Raw genomic sequence first — 24,474 nt, forward strand, 5'->3', positions numbered from 1 at the left:
TCTACGTTAAAATTTCATCTTGATTAGCGCCGCTGAAAGAAGCTTACCCGTCTTTTTCGCCAAAAAGCGCCTGCTACGCTGCACAGCTGCTTCCCCCGATGCAGCCATCCTGCCAGATCGTTGCCCGTATACCGATGGACAAAAGGCAGCTCGATTTCAATGATGCGGAAGCCTTGTCTCGCCGCGTCGATCGTAAGGCCCACCTCCACCCCGAACCCCCTTTCGAAGCGGACGATTCGTTCCAGCACCTCTCGTTTCATCGCACGTTGTCCGGATAAGCTCGCCCTCACGTTGCAGCCGCCGAGCCGACGGACTCCGATCTGGGCTAATCGTTTCACAAGACCTAATCCGCTGCGATTGACCGGTTTGGGAAATACGGCGATCGTCATATCCGCAAGATCGGATAAAACGGGCTGAAGCAGTTTACATGCATGCGTTGCGGAATGTCCGAGATCGGCGTCGAGAAACAGAATGACATCCCCTTTCGCGAGCCGGAAGCCGCTCTCCATTGCCGCTCCCTTTCCTTCATTGCGCGGATGCCGAATGAGCCGATCGGTAAAGGAGCGGGCTATCCGCAGCGTATCGTCCGTGCTCCCGTCGTCCACTACGATGAGCTCGTCCCAAAACGGCAAACGTTTCTCATCGCCACCCAACGGCTGAGCCTGGAGCGCAAAAAGCGTTTCCCCTATCCGTTCGGCTTCGTTCCAGGCTGGAATAATTACGGAAACGGCAGTTCGCATATCGCCTCTCTCCTTTTGGGCTTAAATAGCTTGCTTAAGCCTTTGGCATCGACCAGCCTGCCGCCCAGCAGCATGCGAACCAGCAAAGTGCTGCCCATCCCGCACCGGCCCTTCTCCAAGTACTCGACCATATGCGTATGCATGCCTACGGTAACGATCAATTCCGCTTCCGCTCCGTAGGCAAGCAGCAGCGCCATATCTTCGCTCGTACCCGGCGTTCTCATCGCTTGCGCATATAATCCGAGCCGGACTAAACGATCAAGGCCTGGAGCGTTACCGCTGCCGTAAGCGTGGACGACAAGCTCGGCACCGCCCCTAAGCGCCGCGTCGGATACGCTGTCCATATCGCCTACGATCAAATCGGGCGAAAAACCCGCTTTTCGCAGTATATCCGCCCCCCCATCGACGCCGATTAATACCGGTTTGCGCTCACGGATGAATTCCGCAATCACAAGCAAATCGTTTAACGCCCCGTTTCCGCGGGAAACGACGACAACCGGCCGATTCGCTATGGTTACATTCAAGGGAGGACATTCATGGGCTCTCACAACCTCCGCTATTTCAATCTCCGCATAAGTAAGCGTGTTAGCGATAAAACCGAGCAGCAGCTTGTCCATTTGACCGACTGCCCGTTCGTAAACTCTTGAGCAGCGTTCCAGCGTCACAACTGAGCATGGAATCACGTACCCTCCCGATCGGATCGCTTGCGATTCGATAATCGCCTCCTCGCCTTCGAGGAACTTCTCAAAATCGTTCGCGGACGTTTCCAGTAAAGGGATGCCCGCTTGCAGAAGCTGCAATGCTCCCTTTACCGGATAAGCGCCGCTAATCGACGGCTCCGTATTGATAATCGCTGCAGGCCTAACATCCATTAGCTGGGTAGCTGCAGATTCGTCCAAATCGCGATGGGAAATGACGAGCACTTCATTCGCCGAGCATCTGCGAAGAAGCTCCTTCGTAAGCTTGCCTGCCCGCACGACCCCGCTTAGCGGGAAAGTCGACCTTAGGCGATTCAAAACAGCCATGGCGTATCGCAGCTCCTTTTTGTTTAAGGGTTCGACTTCGTTCCGTTTATATGCTATTTTCCCGAGCTGCCAGCGATTTCATACCATGACCGCCTGAAAATGGGCGATATCCGAAAGCCTGCCCTTGTCGTAAAAAACGCAAAACCGGGAATCTTAAAGGTACCCTGCATAATCAAATGATCAAAATGAACCGAAGCTCCTGCAGAAAGGAGGAAGCCGATTGGATCGCGAAGAAATCAGAGCGCTTGAACCCAAATATACGAACAATGAGAGGCATCTTACCGAGGGGGAAGCAGCGGAAATCAAAGCGGAAGAGGAACGGCGCGGCGACGGCGAGTTTCCGCTCGAAGCGTCCCTTTTGCCGCTAGTGCCGTTAGCCGTATTCGCGCGCAGCGGCATCGATTCGCCTAACGGTATAAAGCCCAATTGACATTATTCGTAAAGGAGATAACCGAATGCTGAATCATTTGGAAAGCGACTATGACTGCGCCAATGCCGGAGAGGATTTGCATCAATTGATCGAGCAGCTGGCATCGCTTGAAGCCAAGTCGACGCATGATCAGGAGGAGCAGGAACATATAAACAGGCTTCAGAACCAAATTCATTTCATCCGCAGCAAATGCCGTATTCATTAGCATCCAGCGTTAAGGAAGGGAGTGCCGAAAAACGATGACCAAGCAGGACATGCATCAGGCCGAAATCGTACGTGCCATGGAAAGCGCGAATGAAGCGATCAAAAAGACGTATGTAGCTCAAGAAGCGTACGAGCAAGCGGTGAAAACCGCCGACCCGAAAAAGATCGCGACAGTGCGCGCACAAGCCGAACAAATCGAATTGTCCGCCGAGAAAGCGCAGGCCCGCCTCCACGGAGAAGCCTCCAACCAAGACGAGCAGCAGGTTCAGCAGCTTGAGGAGCATCTCGAAGACGCCCACCAAGATATTCAGCATTTATAACGGATCTTCCATTACCGAGACGAAGGAGCCGATCATGAGCCAATCCAAAAGACGCCGCGAGAATGAAGATAAAATCCGCAAGCAAACGCCGCATCCGCACGGCAAAGTCAAATCGCTGAAAGAACTCTCCGAGATGACGGATAAATAGTCCGGCTTCCGACCCTATATATAACCCCCCTTCAAACTGCAGCTCGCAGCCGAGGGGGGTTTTTGCTTGTTGCAGCATGTATAAAAATCGCACCTGAATAAAAACCGCATGGAATTTAAGGAATCGTTCAGCGCACGTTCAGCGGGATATCATATTCTTTTAAGGTTAGGCCTGCATAATCAATAGTGTCAGTTACTACTAAGGAGGTTTTCGACATGAAGGAAAAAAAGACGATCGATGTTCGCCCGCGCGGAAAAATGGCGGTTATGCTGCCGGCTTTTTTGGCAGGCGCGCTGTTCATAAGCAGTTTAATGCTTGCTGCGGACAAGCTCCGCTTTTTCGGCGGAACCTCTAGTCCCTCGGACTCGTTTCAAACCGCATCAGGCGATACCGCCTCAAGCGGCGTTACGAACGCCTCTCTTGACTTGTCCGGCACAGGCGGATATCACGCGATTGCTTCATCCGCCGGACCTGCCGTAGTCAAAATCGAATCCAAAGTGCAATCGGGCGGCGGCGTTTCGCGGCAGCAGTCATACCGGCAGCAAGGAGAGCTGCAAACGAGCGGCACGGGTTCGGGTTTTCTTTATGACGCATCGGGATATATCGTAACGAACGAACATGTTATCGACGGAGCGGATCGGATCGAGGTTTCGGTTCAAGGCTACGATTTGCCTTTTCAAGCGGAGGTTGTGGAAAGCCGCTACGATTTGGATCTCGCCGTCTTGAAAATTACGGGCGATCAACCGTTCCCGTTTTTATCCGTCGCCGACTCCGATCAGACGCAAATCGGCGCTTCCGTCATTGCGATCGGCAACCCCTACGATCTGGATTTTTCGCTAACGACCGGCGTGCTTAGCGCGACTGAGCGTCAAATCAGCATTCCTGACGAACAAGGAACCCGCAGCTACGAGCATTTGCTGCAGACGGACACCGCTATCAATCCCGGAAACTCGGGCGGTCCTCTCCTGAATTTGCGGGGCGAAGTGATCGGCGTCAATACGGCGGTTAATGCGGAAGCGCAGGGCATCGGCTTCGCGATTCCTGCCAGTACGCTGCATACGGTGCTCGACTCGATTAAGAAATAATAACGAATCCGTCATTGTAAAGCTCCAGGATAGACTTTCTGTGTTTTTCTGTTACTATAAGTGTGAGAGGCTCCTTCCGGGGCCTTATTTGTTCATTGGGAGGAAAGTGTATGGAACAAGGCTGGAATACTGAAGTCATAGTGATGGATTTGAGATTGGAAGGTGAAATCTTCTATGAACCATAGTTTAGTCGGCGCCAAAACGCAGCTGGTCAAGCAGCTTGTCTACTTCGATGAGGAGATGAGTCATTTTCTCGATCTCTATACGCCTGTCAATAACAACGAACGAAGCAAAACGGAGCAGCAGCTGTTGAAATATACGTCATCTTTGAACCGGATACTGAATGAATTCAATGAAGATACGCTGCATTCGAAAGCTTTGATCGGCAGTAAAGTCAAAGTCCGATACTTGGAAGACAACGAAGAAGACGACTACACAATCGTTTTTCCGTCCAACGCGGATCCGAACCTTAATCGCATCTCCTTCCTGTCGCCGATCGGGAGCCGACTGCTGATGGGTGCTCCGGACGAACAATATTCGATTGAAACGCCGTCCGGCGTCATCCATGTAAAAATTGAAGGCATCAGCTATATGAATTACGGCGAAATCTAAATTATGGGGGAAACGGCCTGCATCGGATACCCTGAGCTTATGCTATCATAAAGCACCAAAAAGAGTCGCAACCTGCGGCTCTTTTTGGTATCCTCTACATTCGCACGAAAGCTTGCAAACAAAAAATACCGTCCTTCATTGGATCCGTAAATCCAATAAATAACGGTATTAGTTGGCATGGAGAGCAAGTTATGCGCCATGCGTATTCCCTAATCCTTTCAGGAAACCTTATGCTCAATCCGAAGCTTATCCGCCACCATCGCGATGAATTCGCTATTCGTCGGTTTCGCTTTCGAGATATTAATCGTGTAGCCGAAAAGATGGCTGATGCTGTCGATATTGCCGCGCGTCCAGGCGACCTCGATCGCGTGACGAATCGCGCGTTCGACGCGACTTGGCGTCGTTTTGTAACGTTCGGCGATCGCCGGATACAAGGTTTTGGTAATCGCGCCGAGAATTTCGATATTGTTGTACACCATCGTTATGGCTTCGCGTAAGTATTGGTAGCCCTTGATATGGGCAGGTACGCCGATTTCGTGAATGATGCTCGTAATATTCGCATCCAGGTTGCGGCCTTTGGAGAGCGGCACGACGTTGGCTTTATGATGCGTGGTCGGGCTGCTTACCGATGTAATCGATTGATTGCCGGTTACAAGCTGACGAATGCGATTCGTAAGCACTTCCATATCGAACGGTTTCAATATGTAATAAGATGCGCCGAGCTGCACCGCTTTTTGCGTGATGTTCTCTTGACCGAAAGCCGTCAGCATAATGATTTTAGGTTGCGGCGACATATTGACCTCGCGCAGCTTCTCCAGGACGCCAAGCCCGTCAAGGTGAGGCATAATAATATCCAGAATCAAAACATCGGGCGCTTTGCGCTGCTGCTCGATAAAACGCAGCACTTCATTGCCGTTATAAGCGACTCCGGCAACCATCATATCGTCCTGTTCATCGATATACTCCGAAAGTAAATTGATAAATTCGCGATTATCATCCGCAAGCAGTACTTCAATCTTTTGCAATTTCGGCTTGCCTCCCTTTTTTTACGATTATTTACATTCACTCTAAACAATTTCGACAACCGGAATGAAATTCCTTCTGTCGAAAATTATTTTTCTTTATTTTTTTTGGAAAATCCATTATAATAATTTTTTTGTCTATAATACAACACTTTTCGACAAATACCAAGAATTTATGGCTATAGGCTGCTTTAACCGGTGTTTTCGTAAAAAAACAACTGAAAGCTAAGAAGCCTTCAGTTGTTCGTTCTGCTCTTTTTTGAGCATAATGCCCGCGTCCTGCAGCATCCATTCGATGAAACATCCGTATCCGCTTGTCGGGTCATTGACGAATACATGCGTTACGGCTCCGATGAGCTTGCCGTTCTGGATAATCGGACTGCCGCTCATTCCTTGCACGATGCCCCCGGTTTTATCAAGCAGACGCGAATCGGTTATTTTGATGACAAGTCCTTTGGTAGCGGGAAAATCCTGCTTCGCGATATGCACCACTTCAATATCGAATTTTTCGACTTTCTGTCCGCTTACCACCGTATAAATTTGCGCCGGTCCTTCTTTTACTTCCTCTGCAAGTCCTACGGGAATCATTTCATTCGTCACGCTATGATCCGGCTGGTGAATCATTTTGCCGAAAATGCCGAACGGCGTATTTTTCTCGATGCTGCCGAGCACCTTCTTCTCATTGGCGAAATGCGCGCGTTTCTCGCCGGGCTCGCCGTTATGGCTTTTGCTTATCGAGGTTACGTTGGAATGTACGATTTCTCCGCTGCCGACGACAATCGGCGTTTGCGTATCGATATCGGATATCACATGCCCAAGCGCTCCATAAACCCCTTGATCCGGCGCATAAAAGGTCAATGTACCGACGCCGGCAGCCGAATCACGGATATACAAGCCTAACCGGTACGCTTTATCCGATACGTCGTACGCAGGCTGCAACGTGATCTTCATCGCCTCGCCGCCGCGAACGATATCCAGCTCCAGCGGTTTGCCGCTCTCACCCGCTTTGTTGACATGATCGGAAACCTTCGTCACATCGTTGACCGTCACGCCGTTCATTTTCATAATCATATCGCCGACCAGCACTTTCGCTTCCTCGCCCGGCGATATTTTTCGTTCTTCCTTCGTCGTAACCAGATGATGACCGACAACTAAAATCCCTGCCGACTTCAACTTGACACCGATCGTTTGCCCGCCGGGAACTACCTTGAGATCCGGCAACACTTTTACTTTCACGTTTTTGAGCGGGATCGCTCCGAACAGCTTCAGCTGCATTTCCGTTTGCCCCGACTGTTGGCTTTGCAGATTTATCGGGTGTTTCAAATTCACTTGAAACGAGTGATCGGCCGAGCCATTGACCCGTACGATATTCGGGTCCTTGACGATAACCTTCGCACTGACCGGCATCGATAAATGCAATTGTTTGTCCTGACCGGTAAAAAAACGCAGCTCGTGTGGAAATGAAGCATAGCTTTGAAAAGGGGCGGATATCGTAATCATGCCGACAAAGAAGACGAGCAAAAGTCCAATCCATCTTTTACGGTTTCTGGATGTCAAGCGGGTTCACGCTCCTTCTGCCTTCACTGCTGACGATAAAGGTGATCGCCAATTGCGTACCTTTAAGGTAACCCCGCCCCCATGCTTTTATAACTGTATAAAACCTGCCACGACAGCGCAATTCTTGCTTTCCTGCGTGTCATTCACAGGCAGCCGAACAAACGTTTCAGACGAATTGCGCTTTTTTGCCGTCCGCCAGCTTGATCATTTCTTGTGCATGATGAAGTGTTGTTTCGGTAACTTCAACACCCCCGAGCATGCGCGCAAGCTCTTCTACCCGGCGCTCCTCGCTAAGGTCGTGGACCCTCGTATATGTACGCTCGCCCTCGACCGATTTTTGGATCAGAAAATGAACGTCCGACATACATGCGACCTGCGGCAAGTGGGTAATCGAGAACACTTGGCAGCTCATCGAAAGAACGGAAAGCTTCTCGGCGATCGCTTGAGCCGCACGTCCGCTAACTCCCGTATCCACCTCGTCGAATACGAGCACCGGTATGCGATCCATTCTTGCGAATATCGCCTTCATCGCGAGCATGATACGCGAAAGCTCGCCGCCTGAAGCTATTTTCCCCAGGCCCCGCAATGGCTCACCCGGATTCGGGGAAATAAGAAATTCTACGTTATCGCAGCCCTGCCGTGTCAAACGAACGCGCGTGCCGTCGATGTCGATACCCGACGCATCGGGAACACGCTCGATTTGCACGCCCATTCGCGTTCTTTCCATATGAAGCTGACGAAGCTCGGATTCGATTTGCGACGTAAGCTGTGATGCGGCTTGCTTGCGCAGGTTCGACAACGCTAAAGCCAGCTCGACAAGCTTGACCCGTTCCTCTTCGGCTTCCTTCTCCAAACGATGAAGAGATTCGTCTTTATTTTCTATAAGGGCAAGCTCATTATTAATTTTATCCAAGTAAGCGAGCATCTCGCCTACATTATCTCCGTATTTGCGGCGCAGAGAGGAAATCAAATCGAGCCTGTGTTCGATTTGATCGAGTCTGCCCGGATTAAATTCGACATCGTCCCGATAATCCCGCAGTTGATAAGCAGCATCCTCAAGCTGATAAAACGCCGACTGCATTTGCTCGGCAAGCGGCGTGAGCGACGCATCCAGCGCAGCGATATCTTGCACACGCTGGAACGCCTTGCGAATGGTATCGAGCCCTTTGCCCGCTCCGTAAACGGCTTCATAAGCATCGGAAGCGTTCTGGTACAATTTTTCCGCATTAGATAGCTTGCGCTTTTCTTCTAATAATGATTCATCTTCGCCGATTTTTAATTTGGCCGCGCTGATTTCTTCGGCTTGGAATCGGTACAAATCGAGCATTTGCAGCGCTTGCTTGCTCGTTTCCTGGAGATCGCGAAGCTGACGAACGATTCCGGCATGCCGTTCGTACGATGCTTCATAGCGCTCCTTGGCATCGGCAATTTCACGTCCGCCGAATAAATCGAGCCATACGATATGCTCGTCCGCCTGCAGCAGCGATTGATGCTCATGCTGGCCGTGAATATTGACTAAGCGCTGGCCAACCTCGCGAAGCATCGCCAAATTAACGAGCTGGCCGTTAATTCGGCTGGAGCTTTTGCCTTGAACGGTTATTTCTCTGCGGACGATCATATCCTCGTCGGGCGATGCTTCCACGCCCAGTTTATCGAGCACTTCCCAAACGGGATGGTCGGCGGCAATGGAAAATAACGCTTCAATTTCCGCTTTATCGCAGCCGTAACGAACAAGCTCCGAAGAACCGCGGCCGCCTGCAATTAAGCTCAGCGCATCGATAATAATCGATTTGCCCGCTCCGGTTTCCCCGGTTAATACATGAAAGCCCTGGCGAAAGGTTAGCTGGACCGATTCAATGACAGCCAAATTACGAATCGAAAGTGCCGTTAACATCCGTTCCCCTCCTCATTTATCCCATAATGTACGTTACGATATCATCCCGGTAATTTGGCCCACTACGCGACCGCTTTGCTCTTTGCCCCTGCAAATCAGCAAAATCGTATCATCGCCGCAAATGGTTCCCATCAGCTCCGGCCAATCCAGATTGTCCAGAAGCGCGCCGATGGCATTCGCCGTCCCCGGCATGCATTTCATGACTACCAGGTTATCGGTAAAATCGATGCTTATAAAATGATCGCTAAGCGCCCTCTTTAAACGCTGCACCGGATTATATCGCTGTTCCGGCGGAAGCGCATACTTATAACGGCCGTCATCCAGAGGCGTTTTGATCAGATGAAGCTCCTTAATGTCGCGCGAGACTGTCGCTTGCGTGACCTGGAAGCCCGCCGATTTTAACGCATCTACAAGATCGTCCTGCGTTTCGATTTCCTGCGTCGTCAATATTTCGCGTATTTTGATATGTCGCTGGCCCTTCATTCGGATTCTCCCAACATGTGAAATTGTATTCGATGAATCGACTGCTCTTCCAGATCCACTACGATGACGCCTACCGCTTCCGGATATAGCAAATGATACGAAAGCAGCTCGTCTCGCAGTCCGCTGCCGCTCCATTCAAGCTGTTTGTCCTCTTTCATTACTTTGACCGCATAAATGCCTTCCTCGTCCCGAACGAAATGGTCGATCGTAAACCGGGTCGAATATTCTTCGGAATCGTTTACGACAATCCGGATCGGCACTCTGCGCTTTTGAGTCAGCACTTCATAACCGGAATGCTCCAGAAGCTCCACCGCCTCGGTTACCGGAATTTCATCCTCCGGCTCGATATGCCATTCCGCCATCGTCGTTCTCGAGGGAAGCCGAAGCCATCTGCGGAAGGCGATCCACAGCCAAACGACCAATATGATTACGACAAGAATCAGAACGAAAGTATCCCCTTGCTGCATGACTGCTCCTACCTCCCATCGTCTCCTACGGAAACGCAAGATAAACTTAAGCCGCAGCATTTCCTGTATATTTACGGCGCAACCGACACGACGAAAAGACTGCTGAAATATGACTTCGCGACGATTCCTTGAAATTCCTGTCGAAGCTATAAAATTACGCAATGCGATTACATTTTCGTTATCTTTCAACTTGACCGTGGAAATAAGTTCGCAATGTTTGTATATCGATAAAAAAACACCCAGGCGTTGAGCTCGTCCGGCTGCCATTCGACAGCTTAACGGCTTCATTGTCCGGGTGAGTTGCTTACTTCCCTTTTATTCGTTCGAAGAAACGCCGGCTGCAAATCGAGCCGAAGCTTCCTTGACCACAGCGTTTATACGCTGCTGAAGCGCTGCCCGGACACCGTCCTCGTCTGTTGTCTCTTCCCCAGCTATCGCTTGTGCGTGCCAATACGCGAGGAATTCGATATTGCCTTCTCCGCCTGTTATGGGAGAGAAAGTAAGACCTTCCAGCCGAAAGCCGGCGGATGCCGCAAATGTCAGCACGTTTTCGAGCACTTCACGATGTACGGCGGAATCTCTGACAACGCCGGTTTTCCCCACTTTCTCGCGTCCCGCTTCGAATTGCGGCTTTATAAGCGCCATTACGCTTCCGTTTCCGGCAAGGATGGCTGCAAGCGGCGGCAAAATAAGCTTAAGCGAAATAAACGAAACGTCGATCGTGGCAAAATCCGGACGTGGGCCGTTCAGGTCCTTCGGCTCCATATAACGGAAGTTCGTCCGTTCCATGACATGAACCCGAGAGTCGCTTCGCAGCGACCAATCGAGCTGATTATAGCCGACGTCGATCGCATAAACGAGCGCTGCGCCGTTCTGCAGCGCGCAATCCGTAAACCCTCCCGTCGAAGCGCCGATATCCATCATGATTCGGCCTTCCATCGGAATGACGAATTCACGAAGCGCTTTCTCGAGCTTCAGTCCTCCGCGGCTGACATATGGGTGAACCGCCCCCTTGACGGTAAGCTGCGAGTCTCTGGCGACTTTCGTACCCGCTTTCTCCGTCCGTTCCCCGGCAACAAAAACAAGGCCTGCCATAATCGCAGCCCTCGCCTTTTCCCTGCTTTCAAAATAACCTTGCTCAACGAGCAATATATCAATACGCTCTTTATCCGTTGCCATACGTGCTCCTTTTCTAATCCCTTTGCGGGCAATAACTAAGCCCGCTGACGTTTCCGCGGCATGAGCGACATCGCTTGCGCGGCAATACTTTCGACTGTCAAGCCGACTTCCGCACGCTGCTCCTTCACGCTGCCATGCTCCACGAAGTAGTCCGGTACGCCCATAATGCGAATTTGCATGCCGTCGATTTCGTTCATCGCATAAAACTCTAGAATCGCACTTCCCAATCCGCCAAGTACCGCGCCTTCTTCGATCACGACAAGACTTGTATTTTGCTTAGCGAGACGCTTCAGCATTTCTGCATCGAGCGGCTTGACGAAGCGCGCATTAATAACCTCGGCCTTAACGCCTTGCATACTCAAGACGTCGGCCGCCTGCTCAGCCAGCTCGACCATCGGACCGATCGCGAGCAAAGCGACGCTTTCCCCTTCGCGGACCGTTTCCCAAGAGCCGATCGGAATCGATCTCATTTCCTTCTCCGGCTCGACTCCTCTTACCGCAATGCGCGGATATCGGACGGCGATCGGGCCGTTATTGTATTCAAGCGCCGTTTTCATCATATTGCGCATCTCGTTCTCGTCCTTAGGCATCATCACCACGATGTTCGGCAAGCTGCGAAGGAAGGCGATATCGTAAACGCCTTGATGCGTTTCGCCGTCGGCGCCGACAAAGCCGGCGCGGTCGATCGCGAAAGCGACGTTCAAATTTTGCCGGCAAATATCATGTACCACTTGATCGTATGCGCGTTGCAGGAAAGTGGAATACACGGCAAAAACAGGCTTCATGCCTTCGCCGGCGAGCGCTCCGCATAACGTAGCGGCGTGCTGCTCGGCAATGCCGACATCGATCATTCTGCCCGGAAATTCTTTGGCGAATGTAAGTAATCCGGAACCGCCCGGCATTGCCGGCGTAACGGCGACGATACGCGAATCCCGCTTAGCCAATTCAATAAGCGTATTGCCGAAAATATCCGTATATTGCGGCAGACCCGAAGACTTTACCATTTGACCGGATTCGATTTTGTACGGGCTTGCTCCGTGCCATGCGAAAGAGTCCGCTTCCGCCGGGGTGTAGCCCTTGCCCTTCGTCGTAACGACATGGATCAGTACGGGACCTTCCACATTATCCGCTTGCCGGAACGTATCGAGCAGAAGCGGAATATTATGCCCGTCAACCGGTCCGAAATAGGTCAGGCCGAACTCCTCGAACAGCATGCCCGATACGAGCAAATACTTCATGCTGTCCTTTACCCGCTCCGCCGTCTTGGCGAGAGTGCCGCCGATAGCCGGAATTTTTTTGAGCAGATGCTCGACTTCTTCTTTCACTTTCTTATAATGCTTATCCGAGCGGATTTTGGACAAATAGTTATGAAGCGCTCCGACGTTCGGTGCGATCGACATCTCGTTATCATTAAGCACGACGGTCAGTTTGCGTTTCTCATGTCCGATATGATTAAGCGCTTCAAGCGCCATCCCGCCGGTCAGCGAGCCGTCGCCGATCAAGGCGATCACTTTGTTGCTTTCGCCTTTGAAGTCGCGCGCCATCGCCATCCCCATTGCAGCCGACAGGGAAGTGCTGCTATGTCCGGCTTCCCACACATCGTGCTCGCTTTCGGATTTCTTGATAAAGCCGCACATGCCTTTGTACTTCCGCAGCGTATCGAACATATGCTTGCGGCCTGTCAAAATCTTATGTACATAAGACTGATGGCCGACATCGAAAATAAATTTATCCTTCGGACTATTGTATAAGTAATGCAGCACCAGAGTCAGCTCGACAACTCCAAGATTGGAGGAGAGATGACCGCCGGTCGCCGACAATTTTTCGATCATAAAACGACGAATGTCTTCCGCCAGCACAAGAAGCTCATCCACCGATAACTGCTTGATATCTTCAGGCTGATTGATTCGTTCTAGCACGCTTGTTCCCTCGCTTCGTGTTTGTTTTCTGTTTGCGCTTGGGCGTGAAAATCCTGATCTTCAGCCTATGTTCCAGCACATAAAACAATTTGCCGATAAAAAGCACTATATCCGTAGAGTAATGGATCGCAAACGATTTGCCCATCGCTTTGCCGCCAACCGTCAGAGCCGATACGACAGCCGTAAATACGACGCTTACGACGGTCCGCATGACCTCATTCCCATCGCCGAACGAACTCATCAATTTAATAACGACTGCGGCGCTGGCCGCACCGCTAATGACGCTGGCCACGTCACCCACGACATCGTTGCAAAAGTTGGAGAATCGGTCGGCATTACGGACGATAAAAATAGCGTGCCGGGAACCCGATACTTTCTCCGATGCCATCCCGTGAAAGGGAACTTCATTCGCAGCAGCCGCAGCCAGACCCATAATATCGAAGAAAATGCCGATAAATACGAGTACGATGACGACCAGCATGCCGATTGCCCACGTAACCCCTTCAAGCAGCGTCGTTGACGCTACGGTAAAAATACACGCGAGTATGAATGTAACGATCGATATAAAAATACTCCATCGAATGGAGTTTCGGATTGAAAATTTCATTTGTCGCTTATTCGCTCCCCATGAGGCGGTAAGAAACGGCATTCCAGCATCCCTTCACCCGCTTCATACAAATTTGGAGTGGCAGCTTCCTGAGTAAACGCTGTGGCTTAGGTCCAGTAGGTTTTCCCAGACAAGACACCCTAGCGTCGCCGGAAGGGCGGTTTCCCTTTACGCTCATCTTGATGCCGTCTCCGGACATCAGACTGGATTACCACTTAGTCCACACTATAATCCCCAGGAAGCCTCACATCGTGAACAGTCTAGGAGTTTTCCTCTGACAGCCCTTAAACCATCCCTTAGCCTCTTTTGCAAGCCAGATTTCATATAGCATCCAGCACCGGTCTCTTTGGCCGAAAAAACGGGTGCCTACCATCTATAATCCCCTCTGACTCACTCAAGGCAGGCTACGCTGCACACAAGTCGTTTTAGCATAATGGACGATATAAGTAGTCCTCCATACAGGTGAGACTCGCCTTTGCAGGTTCATACCCCAAGCCGTAGCCGGGTGCACGGTGGCACAAAAGCCACGAACTTGGGCCTCCGCGGAAGCAGGGTCAACGCCCACATGCCATTGTGGATCGCCCTTCAACCTTAACTCCCAGCATCAGCCCCCGACTGGGCGTCGAAAGCCAACACCAGGAACTTCATCGATGTGCCCTTTGGCGAATTTTTAGGCCCGCCTTCAGAATGGTAGCCTGACTAGAATACTGCGCCACTCGCTCATTCGCCCCTCCATTATATCACAGGATGCGAAGGCGACTCAACGAAATTGCTGAATATTGGAAATTAATGGTCTCTTTTCACTAAATAATCGGCAAGCGCCATTAAGCTTTCCGGATGCGGAATCACTCCTCCGGCAATCGCCGCTTTGGCATCCTCCGTCAAATCGCGAACCTTTTGCTTGGATGCAGCCATGCCGATTAAGAACGGATAAGTCACTTTTTGCTGCTTCTCGTCGCTGTTAACCGCCTTGCCCAGCTTCTGCTCGTCGCCTTCGACGTCGAGGATGTCGTCCTGGATTTGAAACGCCAATCCGATCGCATAGCCGAACCGGGTAAGCGCCTCAAGCTGCGCTTCCGTCGCACCGGCCGCCCATCCTCCCGCCCGCAAGGAGAACACGATTAAATCGCCTGTTTTATGACGGTGTATATAATCAAGCTCTTCCCGGCTGGTAATTCCCTGCTCGCCAAGCACGTCGGCCGCTTGCCCGCCTACCATACCCGACGCTCCGGCAAGCTGCGAAAGCTCCGCCACGATCGCGATCGCGCTTTCGGGCGAGAGCAGGCCTTGCCGCCCCGCATCCGAGACAACGTGAAAAGCGTGCGTCAACAGTCCGTCACCGGCCAGTATCGCCATCGCTTCGCCATAAATTTTATGATTGGTCGGCTTACCGCGCCGATAATCGTCATTGTCCATTGCCGGCAAATCGTCGTGAACCAAAGAATACGTATGAATCATTTCGATCGCGCATGCGGCCGGCATAGCAGCCCGCTCGGTGCCGCCCAGCGCTTCCGCCGCAAGCAGCACAAAGACGGGACGCAGTCTTTTGCCTCCCGCCATCAAGGAATATTGCATCGATTCTCTCAGCTTTGCGGGGACATCCCAATGCATAGGCAATGCCTTGTCCAGCGCAGCCTCCACTTGCTTCGCCTTATCCGCAACAATCTGCTGAATCGTTATCGTTTCTTTCAATACGCTCACCTTTCGCCTTCCGTTCGTCGCTGTCCCGCTGTATGAGCGGGCGCATATGACATAGTTATGCGGTTCCAAAAATCGCCCCGAAAACGGACGATATCGAAAACAGACTCATGTTTGTCGATTTCTGTACTGTCACGGTTAGTATAAATCAGCGAATAGCGCAATGTCAAAACCACTGGCTTGAAGCTAGTCTATGTTCAAGACCAATTTGGTCATTCGCAGATAACGATGGCCGTAAACCGTTAATTCGCCGGTATGATCGTAGCCTTGCTTGACGTAAATGGAATGGGCTCGTTCGTTGTTCTCTTCGACGATCAAGGAAACCGTAGGGTGCCCAAGCGCTCTGGCTTTGCTCTCAAAAGCCGACATCAAAGCCTTGGCGATTCCTCTGCCTTGGAAATCCTCATGAACCGCAACCGCATCCAAATAATACTCGTCCTCTCCGGCTTCCCGTTCAATCTTGTAGTCCCGGATGCCTTGCACGCGGCTGATCCGCTCCAAGAAAGGGCGGTCCAGCGCTTCCGCTTCGCTGCCGTGATAAGCGACAAGCATCCCTGCGATTCGTCCTTCACGTTCATCAACAATGATATTCTCGAAGCTGATCCGGTTGCCCGAGGATAAATAAAAATCCTTCAATATTTCAAGCGCTTCTTGCTCGTTCTCCGTTCCCGCAAGCGAGCTGGCGATCGAACCGATCGCGCTGTGAAGCAAAGGCATGATTTGCTCGGCATCCGCTTTAACAGCCTGTCGAATCATGATGTACCATCCCCCTTCATAACGCTGTTTAACGGAATCGAACTGGATATCCGTTACGCCTCAAGCTGAAACCGTTTTTCCAGCCTTTTGCCGAAGTACCATAACAGGAATAACATAACGACCAATGCCGCGATGCGCCAAGGCTGGGAAACAAACCCCTGCCAGTCGTGTCCGACGAAAGAAATGACAAATACCATGACCGCTTTGCCCATCAACAGGGCGGCTAGAAAGGTTTTGAACGATACGGCGCTCATGCCCGAAGCGATATTGACAAGCAGAGACGGCACGAACGGAAAGCAATACAACAGAAAAAGCGGGGTAAATCCTTTGCGTTCCGACCATTTGAATAGCTTTTCCGTTTTGGGAAATTTTTTGACGATGACTTTGCCGAATCTTCTGCCGAACTTGCGAGCAAGCCAGAACACTAGCAGCGCGCCAAGACTCGTTCCGATCCATGAATATAAGAAGCCAAGCCATAATCCGTACGCCGACGCATTGCCGATTACGATGACGAATAAAGGCAGAAACGACAGCACTGCTTCGGATAAAGGCAAAATAATGCCCGGCAGCGGCCCTAACGACGCGTAGTCCAACAGCCATTGTTCGATTTGAGCCATATCGAGATTCGCTAAATCATGCGTTGCTTGTTCAAACCAGCCTGTCATCGATTTCTCCTTCCTGATGCCGCCCCTTCATGATCATATCCAATCCCGTTACGATCATACATGACAATAACACTTAGTCCTTGACTGTTTAACCGGTTCAACCCCGGCAGTCATACAAACGTTTCTATTATACAGCAATTCCTCATTTCCGGCTAACATCAATATAACGCCCGATGCCGGCACCCTCCTTCAGCGTATTCGCAGCATGCGGAAGAGAACCGCAGCCAACGTAAAAATGCCGCATCGCCCGCAAGGCGATACGGCATATGAGTATGACTATGATTCCTGAGTTGCGCCTTCCGCAAGAAAAGGCTTTTTCTTAAGCGCGCCGTTTTCCTCGACGAGCATTTCGATTTTGCGCTCGACCTGCTCGAGCTTTTGGCCGCACAGCTGAGAAAGCGCCATGCCGTCCTGAAAAAGGCCGATCGCCTGCTCCAGAGGCACGTCCCCGTTCTCCAGCCGCAAAACGATCTCTTCCAGCTTCTCCATCGCTTCCTCGAACGTCAGCTTCGCTTCTTCTTGATTCATCCCTTTTTCTCCTCCATGGACCAAACCTGGCAATCGACTTGTCCGTCCGAAAGCCTAATTTTAACGACATCCCCCGGCTGCAGCTGACTGACGGAACGAATCAGCCGCGTCTCTTTCTCGTCGTAAACGAGGCTGTAGCCGCGCTGCATGACCTTGAGCGGGCTCAATGCGTCGAGCTGCTTAAGCTGCCCGCCAAAACGCGCCTTTGCATCCTTGAGCACGCTTTGCATGGCCAGTTGCAGCCTGCGGCGCGCCGCCGTTTCTTTGTCCCGCGCGGCCACGATCTGATTGGCCGGATTAAAGCCGGTCAATCGCTGATTAAGCCGCATCTGCTTGTGTTCGGCTTGGGAAAGCTTGGCGCTCATCCGGTAATGCAGCTGTTCTTTCAGCCGATCCAGCCGTTCCGCAGGCTGTCTAAGCTGCTTATGCGGCTGTTGAAGAGCTGGAGATCGGTTCAGTCTGGCCAGACGGTCGCGGCCGGACTGGAGCCGTTTCATCAAGCCGCCCTGCAGACGCTGCATATAATGATGCAGCTCCTGCTTCAGCTCCAGATGATGCGGAACGGCCAGCTCGGCTGCCGCAGTCGGGGTAGCCGCCCGCAAATCCGCGACGAAATCCGCTATCGTAAAATCCGTCTCATGACCGACCGCGGAAATAACGGGAATTTCGGACTGATAAATGCTGCGCGCTACGATTTCCTCGTTAAACGCCCAAAGCTCCTCTAGGGAGCCGCCGCCCCGTCCGACAATGAGCACATCGACCTCTCGCCGCTCGTTCATCGTCTGAATCGCCCGAACGATCGACGGAGCCGCTTGGCTTCCTTGCACAAGAACCGGATACAGCAAAATAGGCACGGACGGGTAACGCCGTTGAAGCGTCGTCACGATATCCCGTACGGCCGCTCCGGTAGGCGAAGTGATGACGCCGATCGCGCCTGGAAAGCGCGGAATCGTCTTTTTGGCAAGCGGAGAGAACAGGCCTTCCGCTTCGAGCTTTTTTTTCAGCTGCTCATAAGCAAGATACAAGCTTCCTACGCCGTCGGGCTGCATTTGCGTCACGTAAAACTGATACTGGCCGTCCCGCTCGTAAACCGAAATATTGCCGCGGGCGATTACGCGCGTCCCTTCCTTGGGCATAAACGGAAGCCGCTGGTTATAGGATGCGAACATGATGCATTTAACCCGGCTGTCCTTATCTTTAAGCGTGAAATACATATGTCCGCTTGAATGATGGGTAAAATTCGAGATTTCCCCGCGCACCCATACATCCGCAAGCACATCGTCATCTTCAAGCAAACCTTTGATATACCGGTTTAAATCTTTGATCGAAATAATGCGCGGCTGATTCATCGATCCGCCTCCGCGATTAATGAGACGCATGCTGAGCCGAGGTTTGTCCGGCGTTTGCGCGGCGCGCCGCTTCCAGCGTGTTCTGCAGCAGCATCGTAATGGTCATCGGACCGACGCAGCCCGGAACGGGCGTAACGGCACCGGCCACTTCCAGCACATCGTCGAAGTCCACGTCGCCCGCGAGCTTGCCGTCAGGCATCCGGTTCATGCCGACATCGATCACGACCGCGCCCGGCTTCACATAATTCCGGTTGATCATTTTGCCTCGGCCGATCGCTACAACCAGAATATCCGCCTGCTTCGCCACTTCCTCCATGTTCGCCGTTCTCGAGTGACATACCGTGACGGTTGCGTTCTCGCGAAGCAGCAGCATCGCCATCGGCTTGCCCACAATATTGCTGCGCCCGATGACTACCGCATGCTTACCGGCGATTTCCGTTCCGGTGCGCTTCAGTACCTCAATAACGCCGGCGGGCGTGCATGGCAAAAAGCTGTTTTTGCCGATCATCAGGTTGCCTACGTTGATCGGATGGAAACAGTCGACGTCCTTGTTCACGTTAATCGCATCGATAACCGTATCTTCGTCGATATGCTTCGGCAGCGGCAGCTGCACGAGAATGCCGTTAATTTTCGGATCTGCGTTCAATTTGCCGATCAGCTCAAGAAGCTCGTCCTGCGGCGTTTCGGCAGGCAAGCGGTATACCTCGGAATAAATGCCTACTTCATCGCAAGATTTCGCTTTATTTCTTACATATACGGCAGATGCCGGATCGTCGCCGACAAGTACGACCGCCAGGCCGGGCTGAATGCCGTTCTCCTTCAAAGCGCCGACTTCCGCTTTGATTTGTTCGCGTACGGAACCAACGATTTCTTTCCCGTTAATAATTGTTGCCGACATAAATGGATGCCTCCCGCTATTGACGATAACGTATCATTATGGTTTCTGTTGCGTATGGCGCTGCACTATACTTGCTTAGCTTTGATCGAATCGAGCTCCTTGATCATTTTACCCAGCACGCCGTTGACGAATTTGCCCGATTCCTCCGTTCCGAAATGCTTGGCGAGCTCGATCGCCTCGTTGACGACAACCTTCGGAGGCACGTCATTGCGATAAATCATTTCGTAAGCGGCAAGACGCAATACTTCTCGGTCGACCTTGGATAGACGGTCGATTTTCCAGCCTTTTAAATATTCGGCAAGGAGCTCGTCGATCGTTTCTTTGTTATCTTCCGCCCCTTCGACCAGTTCCTGCACGTACTGCGGAGATATTTTATCGTCTCCGGTTTCAAGCTCCGCCTCATTGTCGTTCTCCGCTTCAAAGATCGCCATCGCGATCGCATCCTTTGAAGAAACGTCGTTCATCTGCATTTGATAAAGACTCTGAAGCGCTATTTCTCTGGCTAGCCTTCGCCTCACCGCAACCACCTCAACATTATGTTTAAGCGAATATGTAACGCCTTCGCCCTTAAAAAAATCCTATGAGCGGCAACCCTCCGCAAGCGACCCGGAGTAAAATTCGCCCCGAAAGTGTAGCGCTTTGTGAGTGCGTTGCCTTTCACAGGATTATCTGAACATTCTCCACCGTTCCGTAAGCCACCGCCATAGTTCCTCTATGCCGAGCAGCCGTTCACCGCGGTCAAGCTTGTTCCCCAAATAATACCCGATAAACACGATGAATGCAAAGATCAGCATGTCCCAAAAACCGAAAAACAAGTATACCAGGCCGAAAAAAATGCCGCACGCGGCTCCGATGCACTTGCCTCTGTGCTTCTCCCAAAGCTCGTTCCACATTGCGAAAGCCCCCCTCTACTCGACTCTGCTTTTGAAGGTTGGCGTCGTCTGGGAAACGTTCGCAACGAACACGGAAACCGAAGCTACCGGAATGCCGGTGATCTCTTCGACGTGGGACTTGACTGCGCTTTGCATTTCTTCCGTAATGGCAGGTATGGAAGCTTCCCCGTCCACGATCGTACGGATCGTTATCTCCAGCCCGGCGCCGCTAACGCGAACGCGCGCCCGTAAATCTTTCACCCCGCGAGTCCGCGAAGCCGCCCGAAGGGCAAGATTCTCGACCGTTTCCATCGAGATGCGGATATCGCCGTAATCCGAGCGCTGATCGATTGACGGCGCTTGAGCTTGTCCGGTACGTACGGAAATGTAGAATAAACGGATGCCGATCAGCAAAACGACGATACAAACCGTAATAAAGACGACAGCCGTATCGATCTCGAAATAGACGTCTCGCCAGAACCGGGTTGTCCAATCGTAAGGAACGATGGCAAACGCCGACAGCAGCAAAAAGCAAACGGCCACAATGGCGGCGAGGCTGAAAACAAACAATAGAAATCTGTCGATAATTTTAGCCACAGTTGTCGTCCCCTTGAAACAAATTGGTTATTTAACGAGAAACCCCCCATAGCATAAAGCGGGGGGTTCTCGCCTTGCTTATTCAACTCATCTATCTCACGCGATGTACGGCGTTCTCTTCGTCTACAACTTTCTCCGCAGCTTTAAAATGAACGTCATGAATATGGACGTTCACTTCGACAACACCGAGTCCTGTCATCGATTCGATCGCTTGCTTGACGTTGCGCTGAATGGCGCTCGCAACTTCCGGTATACGGTGACCATATTCCACGATGATCGAAACGTCCACTGCGGCTTCCCGCTGACCGACTTCGACTTTCACGCCTTTGGATAAATTTTTGCGGCCGAGCAATTCCGCAATGCCGCCGGCAAAGCCTCCGCTCATCCCGGCAACGCCTTCCACTTCAATAGCGGCAAGACCTGCAATAACCTCGATCACTTCCGGAGCAATTTGAATATTGCCCATGTCGGTTTTTACGTAATCCGCTGCAATCGAACCCATGAAAGCACCTCCTGACGATTTGTAAAACCTACTGCAACGTATGAGCTTGTTTGCATCCTTCTTAATTCATAACTATACCATTCCCCTGAAAATATGACAATGAAACCGCTCAATCCGCACCTTAAGAGTCCGGATCGTTAATATCATGCTCTTCAAGAAATTTGATATCGAAATCGCCGCTCAGAAATTTATTATGATCCATCAGCTTCAGATGAAACGGAATCGTCGTATGCACGCCTTCGACGGCAAACTCGTTCAGCGCGCGCTTCATGCGCGAAATCGCTTCGTCGCGCGTGCTCCCCCATACGATCAGCTTCGCGATCATGGAGTCGTAATGCGGCGGAATCGTGTATCCCGGGTAAGCCGCGCTGTCTACGCGTACGCCCAAGCCGCCGGGCGGTAAATAAAATTGAATTTGTCCCGGAGAAGGCATAAAGTTGCGGTTCGAATCTTCCGCGTTGATGCGGCATTCGATCGACCAGCCGTTGATTTTAACGTCTTCTTGCTTGAAAGAAAGCGGCTCGCCTTGAGCTACGTTAATCATTTCTCTGATCAAGTCGACGCCGGTAATCATTTCCGTAACCGGGTGCTCGACCTGAATCCGCGTGTTCATTTCCATAAAGTAAAACTCGCCGTCCTGACCTAAAAGAAACTCTAAAGTCCCTGCCCCAGAATATTGAACGGCTTTGGCAGCGCGGACTGCCGCCGCACCCATCCGGCTGCGGATTTCCGGCGTCAGCACCGGACACGGCGCTTCCTCGACAAGCTTCTGGCGTCTGCGCTGCACGGAGCAGTCGCGCTCGCCAAGATGAGCCACATTGCCGTGCTTGTCGGCGATGATTTGGATTTCCACGTGCTTCATGCCGGTCAAATATTTTTCAAGATAAACGCCGGCATTGCCGAAAGCTTTCTCCGCTTCCTGCTGCGCGGTCGTAATTTGCTGAATGAGCTCCTCTTCGTTCTCGGCGATGCGAATGCCTCTACCGCCGCCGCCAGCCGTCGCCTTGATGATGACCGGATAACCGATTTGACGCGCGATGCGAACGGCATCCTCCATATCTTCGACTAGTCCGTCCGAGCCCGGAATGACCGGTACGTCGGCATCCTTCATCGTCTGCTTTGCTACGGATTTGTCACCCATTTTGCTGATTGCTTCCGGAGAAGGTCCGATGAACGTAATGTTGCAGCGTTCGCAGATCTCCGCGAAATCGGCGTTTTCCGCGAGAAATCCATAACCAGGATGTATGGCGTCCGCTTCCGTAAGCGTCGCCACGCTCATCAGGTTCGTCAGGTTCAAGTAGCTGTCCTTGGATAGAGTCGGCCCGATGCAGTAGGCTTCATCGGCCAGCTTCACATGAAGAGCGTCGCGGTCGGCTTCCGAATAAACCGCCACCGAATAGATCCCCATTTCGCGGCAAGCTCTTATGATACGCACGGCGATTTCGCCGCGGTTTGCGATCAATATTTTTTGAAACTTCAAGTTGATTTCCTCCTAAACACTATACTGCCGGGCAGCGAATACAAGCTACACGCGAACGAGGAATAAAGGCTGGCCGTACTCGACCAGTTGTCCGTTCTCGACCAGCACCTCGACGATTTCGCCTTTGATTTCCGCTTCAAGCGGATTCATCAGCTTCATCGCTTCGACGATGCAAACGACCGTTTTCTCGTTCACGGCGCTGCCGACGGATACGAACGGAGGCGCATCGGGAGACGGCGCTTGATAGAAAGTGCCGACCATCGGCGAAACGATTTTGTGAAGATTGCTGTCGATCGCCACGGCAGCCGGAGGTTCGGCCGGAGCGGCAGGCACGTTATGCGGCAGCACGGCGGTTTGCGGCATTACTGGAGCATATGTATGTTGCATTGGCGCCGATGCTACGATAACGGGCTCGGCTTTACTCGGCTTCGGCTTACGAATCATCAGGCGGGCGCCTTCGCTTTCGATTTCCACTTCTTGTAAGGAAGATTGATCCACTAGCTTGATCAACTCTTTGATTTCGCTCAATTTGAACATGAGTAGGTTCACTCCTTCTCGGTTTGTGAAGCATGCCGGACGGGTGCTTGTCCACGACAACGGCACCACGGCGACGTTAGATATTATATCACAAACCAAAGAAATGGAAAGAGTCCAGATTATCCGGACTCTTTCTGCACCGATTTTGCGTGTTGTCCTTTATTGGGCGATCGATTGCACGACGACTTTCTCCGGCCCTACGTTCAACTCGTTCATAACGAGCGTTACGATGCTTGCGCCTTCGCTTTTCTCAAGCTTGGCCGCTTGAACGACGACCTTCCACTTTTCGTTTTCCTGCAGGACCACGACGTTATCGTAGTTTTTGCCGAGCGTTTCTTCAATGCCGGTCAGCTTCAGCTCGCGCTGTTCGATCGCATTGTATTCGTTCGTCGCTTTGACCGCTTCTTCTTGGCTTTTCTTCGGATCCGTCATGATGCTGATCAGGTTTTCCATGCTAAGTTTGAATTCCTCATTTCGTTTCATTTGCTCCGTAATGATGTACTCCTGGCCGGATTTTCCTTGCGATTGAATTTGTTGAATGACCTGCTCGTCGGTTTTGGCCGTCGTCGTTTCCTTTGTGCCCGTTTTCGTTTCAGACTCCGATTTGGCATCGACCGATTTGGAATCCGAAGCTTTCGAATCGTTCGTTTTGGTACCGTTAGTACCGGCAGATTTGGCAGCGTCCGTACCGCCGGCAGCGGCGGGAGCCGTTTTATCGGCTGCTTTAGCGGCATCTTCCGGCGTCAGCTCGTTCAGCCCGACGATGATGTCCTGCGTGTTCAAATCGCCCGCTGCGGTTTCCTTCTTATTGGGATCATCGGTAAACAAGTAGTATGCGGATAGGACGACCATCAAGCTCAGCATCGAGACCAACCAAATCGTTTGACGTTTCGAATTCAT

29 protein-coding genes are annotated in these 24,474 nt (G+C 51.8%); 6 read left to right on the top strand and 23 right to left on the bottom strand.

Annotation, left to right across the window (positions count from 1 at the left end; genetic code table 11):
* Nucleotides 1-23: 23 nt before the first annotated feature.
* Both DQG23_RS25350 and steA read right to left on the bottom strand, forming a co-directional pair.
* Nucleotides 24-740: a glycosyltransferase family 2 protein gene (locus DQG23_RS25350; protein WP_113033822.1), complete on the bottom strand. Its 717-nt coding sequence runs from the start codon at nt 738-740 to the stop codon at nt 24-26.
* Complete coding sequence (gene steA / locus DQG23_RS25355) at nt 719-1,765, bottom strand: putative cytokinetic ring protein SteA (RefSeq protein ID WP_113033823.1); 1,047 nt, start codon at nt 1,763-1,765, stop codon at nt 719-721. Before steA ends, DQG23_RS25350 begins: the two co-directional genes overlap by 22 nt.
* Before the next feature lie 220 nt (nt 1,766-1,985).
* Here steA and DQG23_RS25360 point away from each other — a divergent pair, with 220 nt between their 5' ends.
* The 6 genes from DQG23_RS25360 (at nt 1,986) to DQG23_RS25380 (ending at nt 4,564) form a co-directional block, all read left to right on the top strand.
* Nucleotides 1,986-2,195 (top strand): hypothetical protein, encoded by a 210-nt coding sequence (locus DQG23_RS25360; protein ID WP_113033824.1) that lies wholly within the window; start codon nt 1,986-1,988, stop codon nt 2,193-2,195.
* A gap of 25 nt (nt 2,196-2,220) precedes the next feature.
* The gene (locus DQG23_RS25365) at nt 2,221-2,400 is read left to right on the top strand and encodes a DUF2524 domain-containing protein (RefSeq protein WP_113033825.1); all 180 of its coding nucleotides are present in this window, start codon (nt 2,221-2,223) and stop codon (nt 2,398-2,400) included.
* Between the two features lie 34 nt (nt 2,401-2,434).
* Nucleotides 2,435-2,719, top strand: a complete 285-nt coding sequence (locus DQG23_RS25370) for a hypothetical protein (RefSeq protein ID WP_113033826.1) — start codon at nt 2,435-2,437, stop codon at nt 2,717-2,719.
* 34 nt (nt 2,720-2,753) lie between these two features.
* On the top strand, nt 2,754-2,867 hold the full coding sequence (locus tag DQG23_RS43060; protein WP_238178021.1) for a DUF6254 family protein: 114 nt from the start codon (nt 2,754-2,756) through the stop codon (nt 2,865-2,867).
* A 215-nt stretch (nt 2,868-3,082) separates the two neighbouring features.
* Nucleotides 3,083-3,952, top strand: coding sequence for a S1C family serine protease (locus DQG23_RS25375; protein WP_113033827.1), 870 nt, complete (start codon nt 3,083-3,085; stop codon nt 3,950-3,952).
* 174 nt (nt 3,953-4,126) lie between these two features.
* Nucleotides 4,127-4,564 (top strand): GreA/GreB family elongation factor, encoded by a 438-nt coding sequence (locus DQG23_RS25380; protein WP_113033828.1) that lies wholly within the window; start codon nt 4,127-4,129, stop codon nt 4,562-4,564.
* 218 nt (nt 4,565-4,782) lie between these two features.
* Here DQG23_RS25380 and spo0A read toward each other — a convergent pair whose 3' ends face one another.
* The 21 genes from spo0A to DQG23_RS25485 form a co-directional block, all read right to left on the bottom strand.
* A complete protein-coding gene (spo0A, locus tag DQG23_RS25385) occupies nt 4,783-5,589 on the bottom strand; it encodes a sporulation transcription factor Spo0A (RefSeq protein WP_113033829.1) in 807 nt (268 codons plus the stop codon).
* 222 nt (nt 5,590-5,811) lie between these two features.
* Nucleotides 5,812-7,143, bottom strand: coding sequence for a SpoIVB peptidase (gene spoIVB / locus DQG23_RS25390; RefSeq protein WP_113033830.1), 1,332 nt, complete (start codon nt 7,141-7,143; stop codon nt 5,812-5,814).
* Between the two features lie 166 nt (nt 7,144-7,309).
* A complete protein-coding gene (gene recN, locus DQG23_RS25395; RefSeq protein WP_113033831.1) occupies nt 7,310-9,037 on the bottom strand; it encodes a DNA repair protein RecN in 1,728 nt (575 codons plus the stop codon).
* Nucleotides 9,038-9,070: 33 nt separating this feature from the next.
* On the bottom strand, nt 9,071-9,520 hold the full coding sequence (gene ahrC / locus DQG23_RS25400) for a transcriptional regulator AhrC/ArgR (RefSeq protein ID WP_113033832.1): 450 nt from the start codon (nt 9,518-9,520) through the stop codon (nt 9,071-9,073).
* Entirely contained in the window at nt 9,517-9,987 is a 471-nt protein-coding gene (locus tag DQG23_RS25405; RefSeq protein WP_113033833.1) for a hypothetical protein, read from the bottom strand. The genes ahrC and DQG23_RS25405 overlap by 4 nt, the downstream gene beginning before the upstream one ends.
* Before the next feature lie 315 nt (nt 9,988-10,302).
* Nucleotides 10,303-11,166, bottom strand: coding sequence for a TlyA family RNA methyltransferase (locus tag DQG23_RS25410; RefSeq protein ID WP_113033834.1), 864 nt, complete (start codon nt 11,164-11,166; stop codon nt 10,303-10,305).
* A gap of 35 nt (nt 11,167-11,201) precedes the next feature.
* Nucleotides 11,202-13,085 (bottom strand): 1-deoxy-D-xylulose-5-phosphate synthase, encoded by a 1,884-nt coding sequence (gene dxs, locus DQG23_RS25415; protein WP_113033835.1) that lies wholly within the window; start codon nt 13,083-13,085, stop codon nt 11,202-11,204.
* Complete coding sequence (locus DQG23_RS25420) at nt 13,060-13,692, bottom strand: hypothetical protein (protein WP_113033869.1); 633 nt, start codon at nt 13,690-13,692, stop codon at nt 13,060-13,062. Before DQG23_RS25420 ends, dxs begins: the two co-directional genes overlap by 26 nt.
* A 786-nt stretch (nt 13,693-14,478) precedes the next feature.
* On the bottom strand, nt 14,479-15,384 hold the full coding sequence (locus DQG23_RS25425; protein WP_238178025.1) for a polyprenyl synthetase family protein: 906 nt from the start codon (nt 15,382-15,384) through the stop codon (nt 14,479-14,481).
* Between the two features lie 192 nt (nt 15,385-15,576).
* Nucleotides 15,577-16,146, bottom strand: coding sequence for a GNAT family N-acetyltransferase (locus DQG23_RS25430; RefSeq protein WP_113033836.1), 570 nt, complete (start codon nt 16,144-16,146; stop codon nt 15,577-15,579).
* Between the two features lie 53 nt (nt 16,147-16,199).
* Nucleotides 16,200-16,811: a TVP38/TMEM64 family protein gene (locus DQG23_RS25435; protein WP_113033837.1), complete on the bottom strand. Its 612-nt coding sequence runs from the start codon at nt 16,809-16,811 to the stop codon at nt 16,200-16,202.
* 276 nt (nt 16,812-17,087) lie between these two features.
* The gene (xseB, locus tag DQG23_RS25440; RefSeq protein ID WP_113033838.1) at nt 17,088-17,339 is read right to left on the bottom strand and encodes an exodeoxyribonuclease VII small subunit; all 252 of its coding nucleotides are present in this window, start codon (nt 17,337-17,339) and stop codon (nt 17,088-17,090) included.
* Nucleotides 17,336-18,688 carry an exodeoxyribonuclease VII large subunit gene (gene xseA / locus DQG23_RS25445; RefSeq protein ID WP_113033839.1) on the bottom strand — a complete coding sequence of 451 codons (1,353 nt, stop codon included), beginning with the start codon at nt 18,686-18,688 and terminating at the stop codon, nt 17,336-17,338. The genes xseB and xseA overlap by 4 nt, the downstream gene beginning before the upstream one ends.
* A gap of 16 nt (nt 18,689-18,704) precedes the next feature.
* Nucleotides 18,705-19,586, bottom strand: coding sequence for a bifunctional methylenetetrahydrofolate dehydrogenase/methenyltetrahydrofolate cyclohydrolase FolD (gene folD, locus DQG23_RS25450; RefSeq protein WP_113033840.1), 882 nt, complete (start codon nt 19,584-19,586; stop codon nt 18,705-18,707).
* A gap of 65 nt (nt 19,587-19,651) precedes the next feature.
* The gene (gene nusB / locus DQG23_RS25455; protein WP_113033841.1) at nt 19,652-20,104 is read right to left on the bottom strand and encodes a transcription antitermination factor NusB; all 453 of its coding nucleotides are present in this window, start codon (nt 20,102-20,104) and stop codon (nt 19,652-19,654) included.
* A 147-nt stretch (nt 20,105-20,251) separates the two neighbouring features.
* Complete coding sequence (locus DQG23_RS25460; protein ID WP_113033842.1) at nt 20,252-20,479, bottom strand: DUF2273 domain-containing protein; 228 nt, start codon at nt 20,477-20,479, stop codon at nt 20,252-20,254.
* Between the two features lie 15 nt (nt 20,480-20,494).
* The gene (amaP, locus tag DQG23_RS25465) at nt 20,495-21,055 is read right to left on the bottom strand and encodes an alkaline shock response membrane anchor protein AmaP (RefSeq protein ID WP_113033843.1); all 561 of its coding nucleotides are present in this window, start codon (nt 21,053-21,055) and stop codon (nt 20,495-20,497) included.
* 91 nt (nt 21,056-21,146) lie between these two features.
* Nucleotides 21,147-21,557 carry an Asp23/Gls24 family envelope stress response protein gene (locus DQG23_RS25470; protein WP_113033844.1) on the bottom strand — a complete coding sequence of 137 codons (411 nt, stop codon included), beginning with the start codon at nt 21,555-21,557 and terminating at the stop codon, nt 21,147-21,149.
* 121 nt (nt 21,558-21,678) lie between these two features.
* Complete coding sequence (gene accC / locus DQG23_RS25475) at nt 21,679-23,037, bottom strand: acetyl-CoA carboxylase biotin carboxylase subunit (RefSeq protein WP_113033845.1); 1,359 nt, start codon at nt 23,035-23,037, stop codon at nt 21,679-21,681.
* 45 nt (nt 23,038-23,082) lie between these two features.
* Complete coding sequence (gene accB, locus DQG23_RS25480) at nt 23,083-23,574, bottom strand: acetyl-CoA carboxylase biotin carboxyl carrier protein (RefSeq protein WP_113033846.1); 492 nt, start codon at nt 23,572-23,574, stop codon at nt 23,083-23,085.
* Nucleotides 23,575-23,733: 159 nt separating this feature from the next.
* Nucleotides 23,734-24,474 (bottom strand): SpoIIIAH-like family protein, encoded by a 741-nt coding sequence (locus DQG23_RS25485; RefSeq protein WP_113033847.1) that lies wholly within the window; start codon nt 24,472-24,474, stop codon nt 23,734-23,736.

Origin of the sequence: Paenibacillus contaminans (assembly GCF_003285015.1) — a bacterium.
In the GTDB taxonomy this organism is placed as follows: domain Bacteria; phylum Bacillota; class Bacilli; order Paenibacillales; family NBRC-103111; genus Paenibacillus_V; species Paenibacillus_V contaminans.

Bases quoted from the DNA above. Each gene is read 5' to 3' on its own strand.
- DQG23_RS25350 (WP_113033822.1), bottom strand. From the start codon at position 740: ATGCGAACTGCCGTTTCCGTAATTATTCCAGCCTGGAACGAAGCCGAA.
- steA (WP_113033823.1), bottom strand. From the start codon at position 1,765: ATGGCTGTTTTGAATCGCCTAAGGTCGACTTTCCCGCTAAGCGGGGTC.
- DQG23_RS25365 (WP_113033825.1), top strand. From the start codon at position 2,221: ATGCTGAATCATTTGGAAAGCGACTATGACTGCGCCAATGCCGGAGAG.
- DQG23_RS25370 (WP_113033826.1), top strand. From the start codon at position 2,435: ATGACCAAGCAGGACATGCATCAGGCCGAAATCGTACGTGCCATGGAA.
- DQG23_RS43060 (WP_238178021.1), top strand. From the start codon at position 2,754: ATGAGCCAATCCAAAAGACGCCGCGAGAATGAAGATAAAATCCGCAAG.
- DQG23_RS25375 (WP_113033827.1), top strand. From the start codon at position 3,083: ATGAAGGAAAAAAAGACGATCGATGTTCGCCCGCGCGGAAAAATGGCG.
- DQG23_RS25380 (WP_113033828.1), top strand. From the start codon at position 4,127: ATGAACCATAGTTTAGTCGGCGCCAAAACGCAGCTGGTCAAGCAGCTT.
- recN (WP_113033831.1), bottom strand. From the start codon at position 9,037: ATGTTAACGGCACTTTCGATTCGTAATTTGGCTGTCATTGAATCGGTC.
- ahrC (WP_113033832.1), bottom strand. From the start codon at position 9,520: ATGAAGGGCCAGCGACATATCAAAATACGCGAAATATTGACGACGCAG.
- DQG23_RS25405 (WP_113033833.1), bottom strand. From the start codon at position 9,987: ATGCAGCAAGGGGATACTTTCGTTCTGATTCTTGTCGTAATCATATTG.
- DQG23_RS25410 (WP_113033834.1), bottom strand. From the start codon at position 11,166: ATGGCAACGGATAAAGAGCGTATTGATATATTGCTCGTTGAGCAAGGT.
- DQG23_RS25420 (WP_113033869.1), bottom strand. From the start codon at position 13,692: ATGAAATTTTCAATCCGAAACTCCATTCGATGGAGTATTTTTATATCG.
- DQG23_RS25430 (WP_113033836.1), bottom strand. From the start codon at position 16,146: ATGATTCGACAGGCTGTTAAAGCGGATGCCGAGCAAATCATGCCTTTG.
- DQG23_RS25435 (WP_113033837.1), bottom strand. From the start codon at position 16,811: ATGACAGGCTGGTTTGAACAAGCAACGCATGATTTAGCGAATCTCGAT.
- xseB (WP_113033838.1), bottom strand. From the start codon at position 17,339: ATGAATCAAGAAGAAGCGAAGCTGACGTTCGAGGAAGCGATGGAGAAG.
- xseA (WP_113033839.1), bottom strand. From the start codon at position 18,688: ATGAATCAGCCGCGCATTATTTCGATCAAAGATTTAAACCGGTATATC.
- folD (WP_113033840.1), bottom strand. From the start codon at position 19,586: ATGTCGGCAACAATTATTAACGGGAAAGAAATCGTTGGTTCCGTACGC.
- DQG23_RS25460 (WP_113033842.1), bottom strand. From the start codon at position 20,479: ATGTGGAACGAGCTTTGGGAGAAGCACAGAGGCAAGTGCATCGGAGCC.
- DQG23_RS25470 (WP_113033844.1), bottom strand. From the start codon at position 21,557: ATGGGTTCGATTGCAGCGGATTACGTAAAAACCGACATGGGCAATATT.
- accB (WP_113033846.1), bottom strand. From the start codon at position 23,574: ATGTTCAAATTGAGCGAAATCAAAGAGTTGATCAAGCTAGTGGATCAA.
- DQG23_RS25485 (WP_113033847.1), bottom strand. From the start codon at position 24,474: ATGAATTCGAAACGTCAAACGATTTGGTTGGTCTCGATGCTGAGCTTG.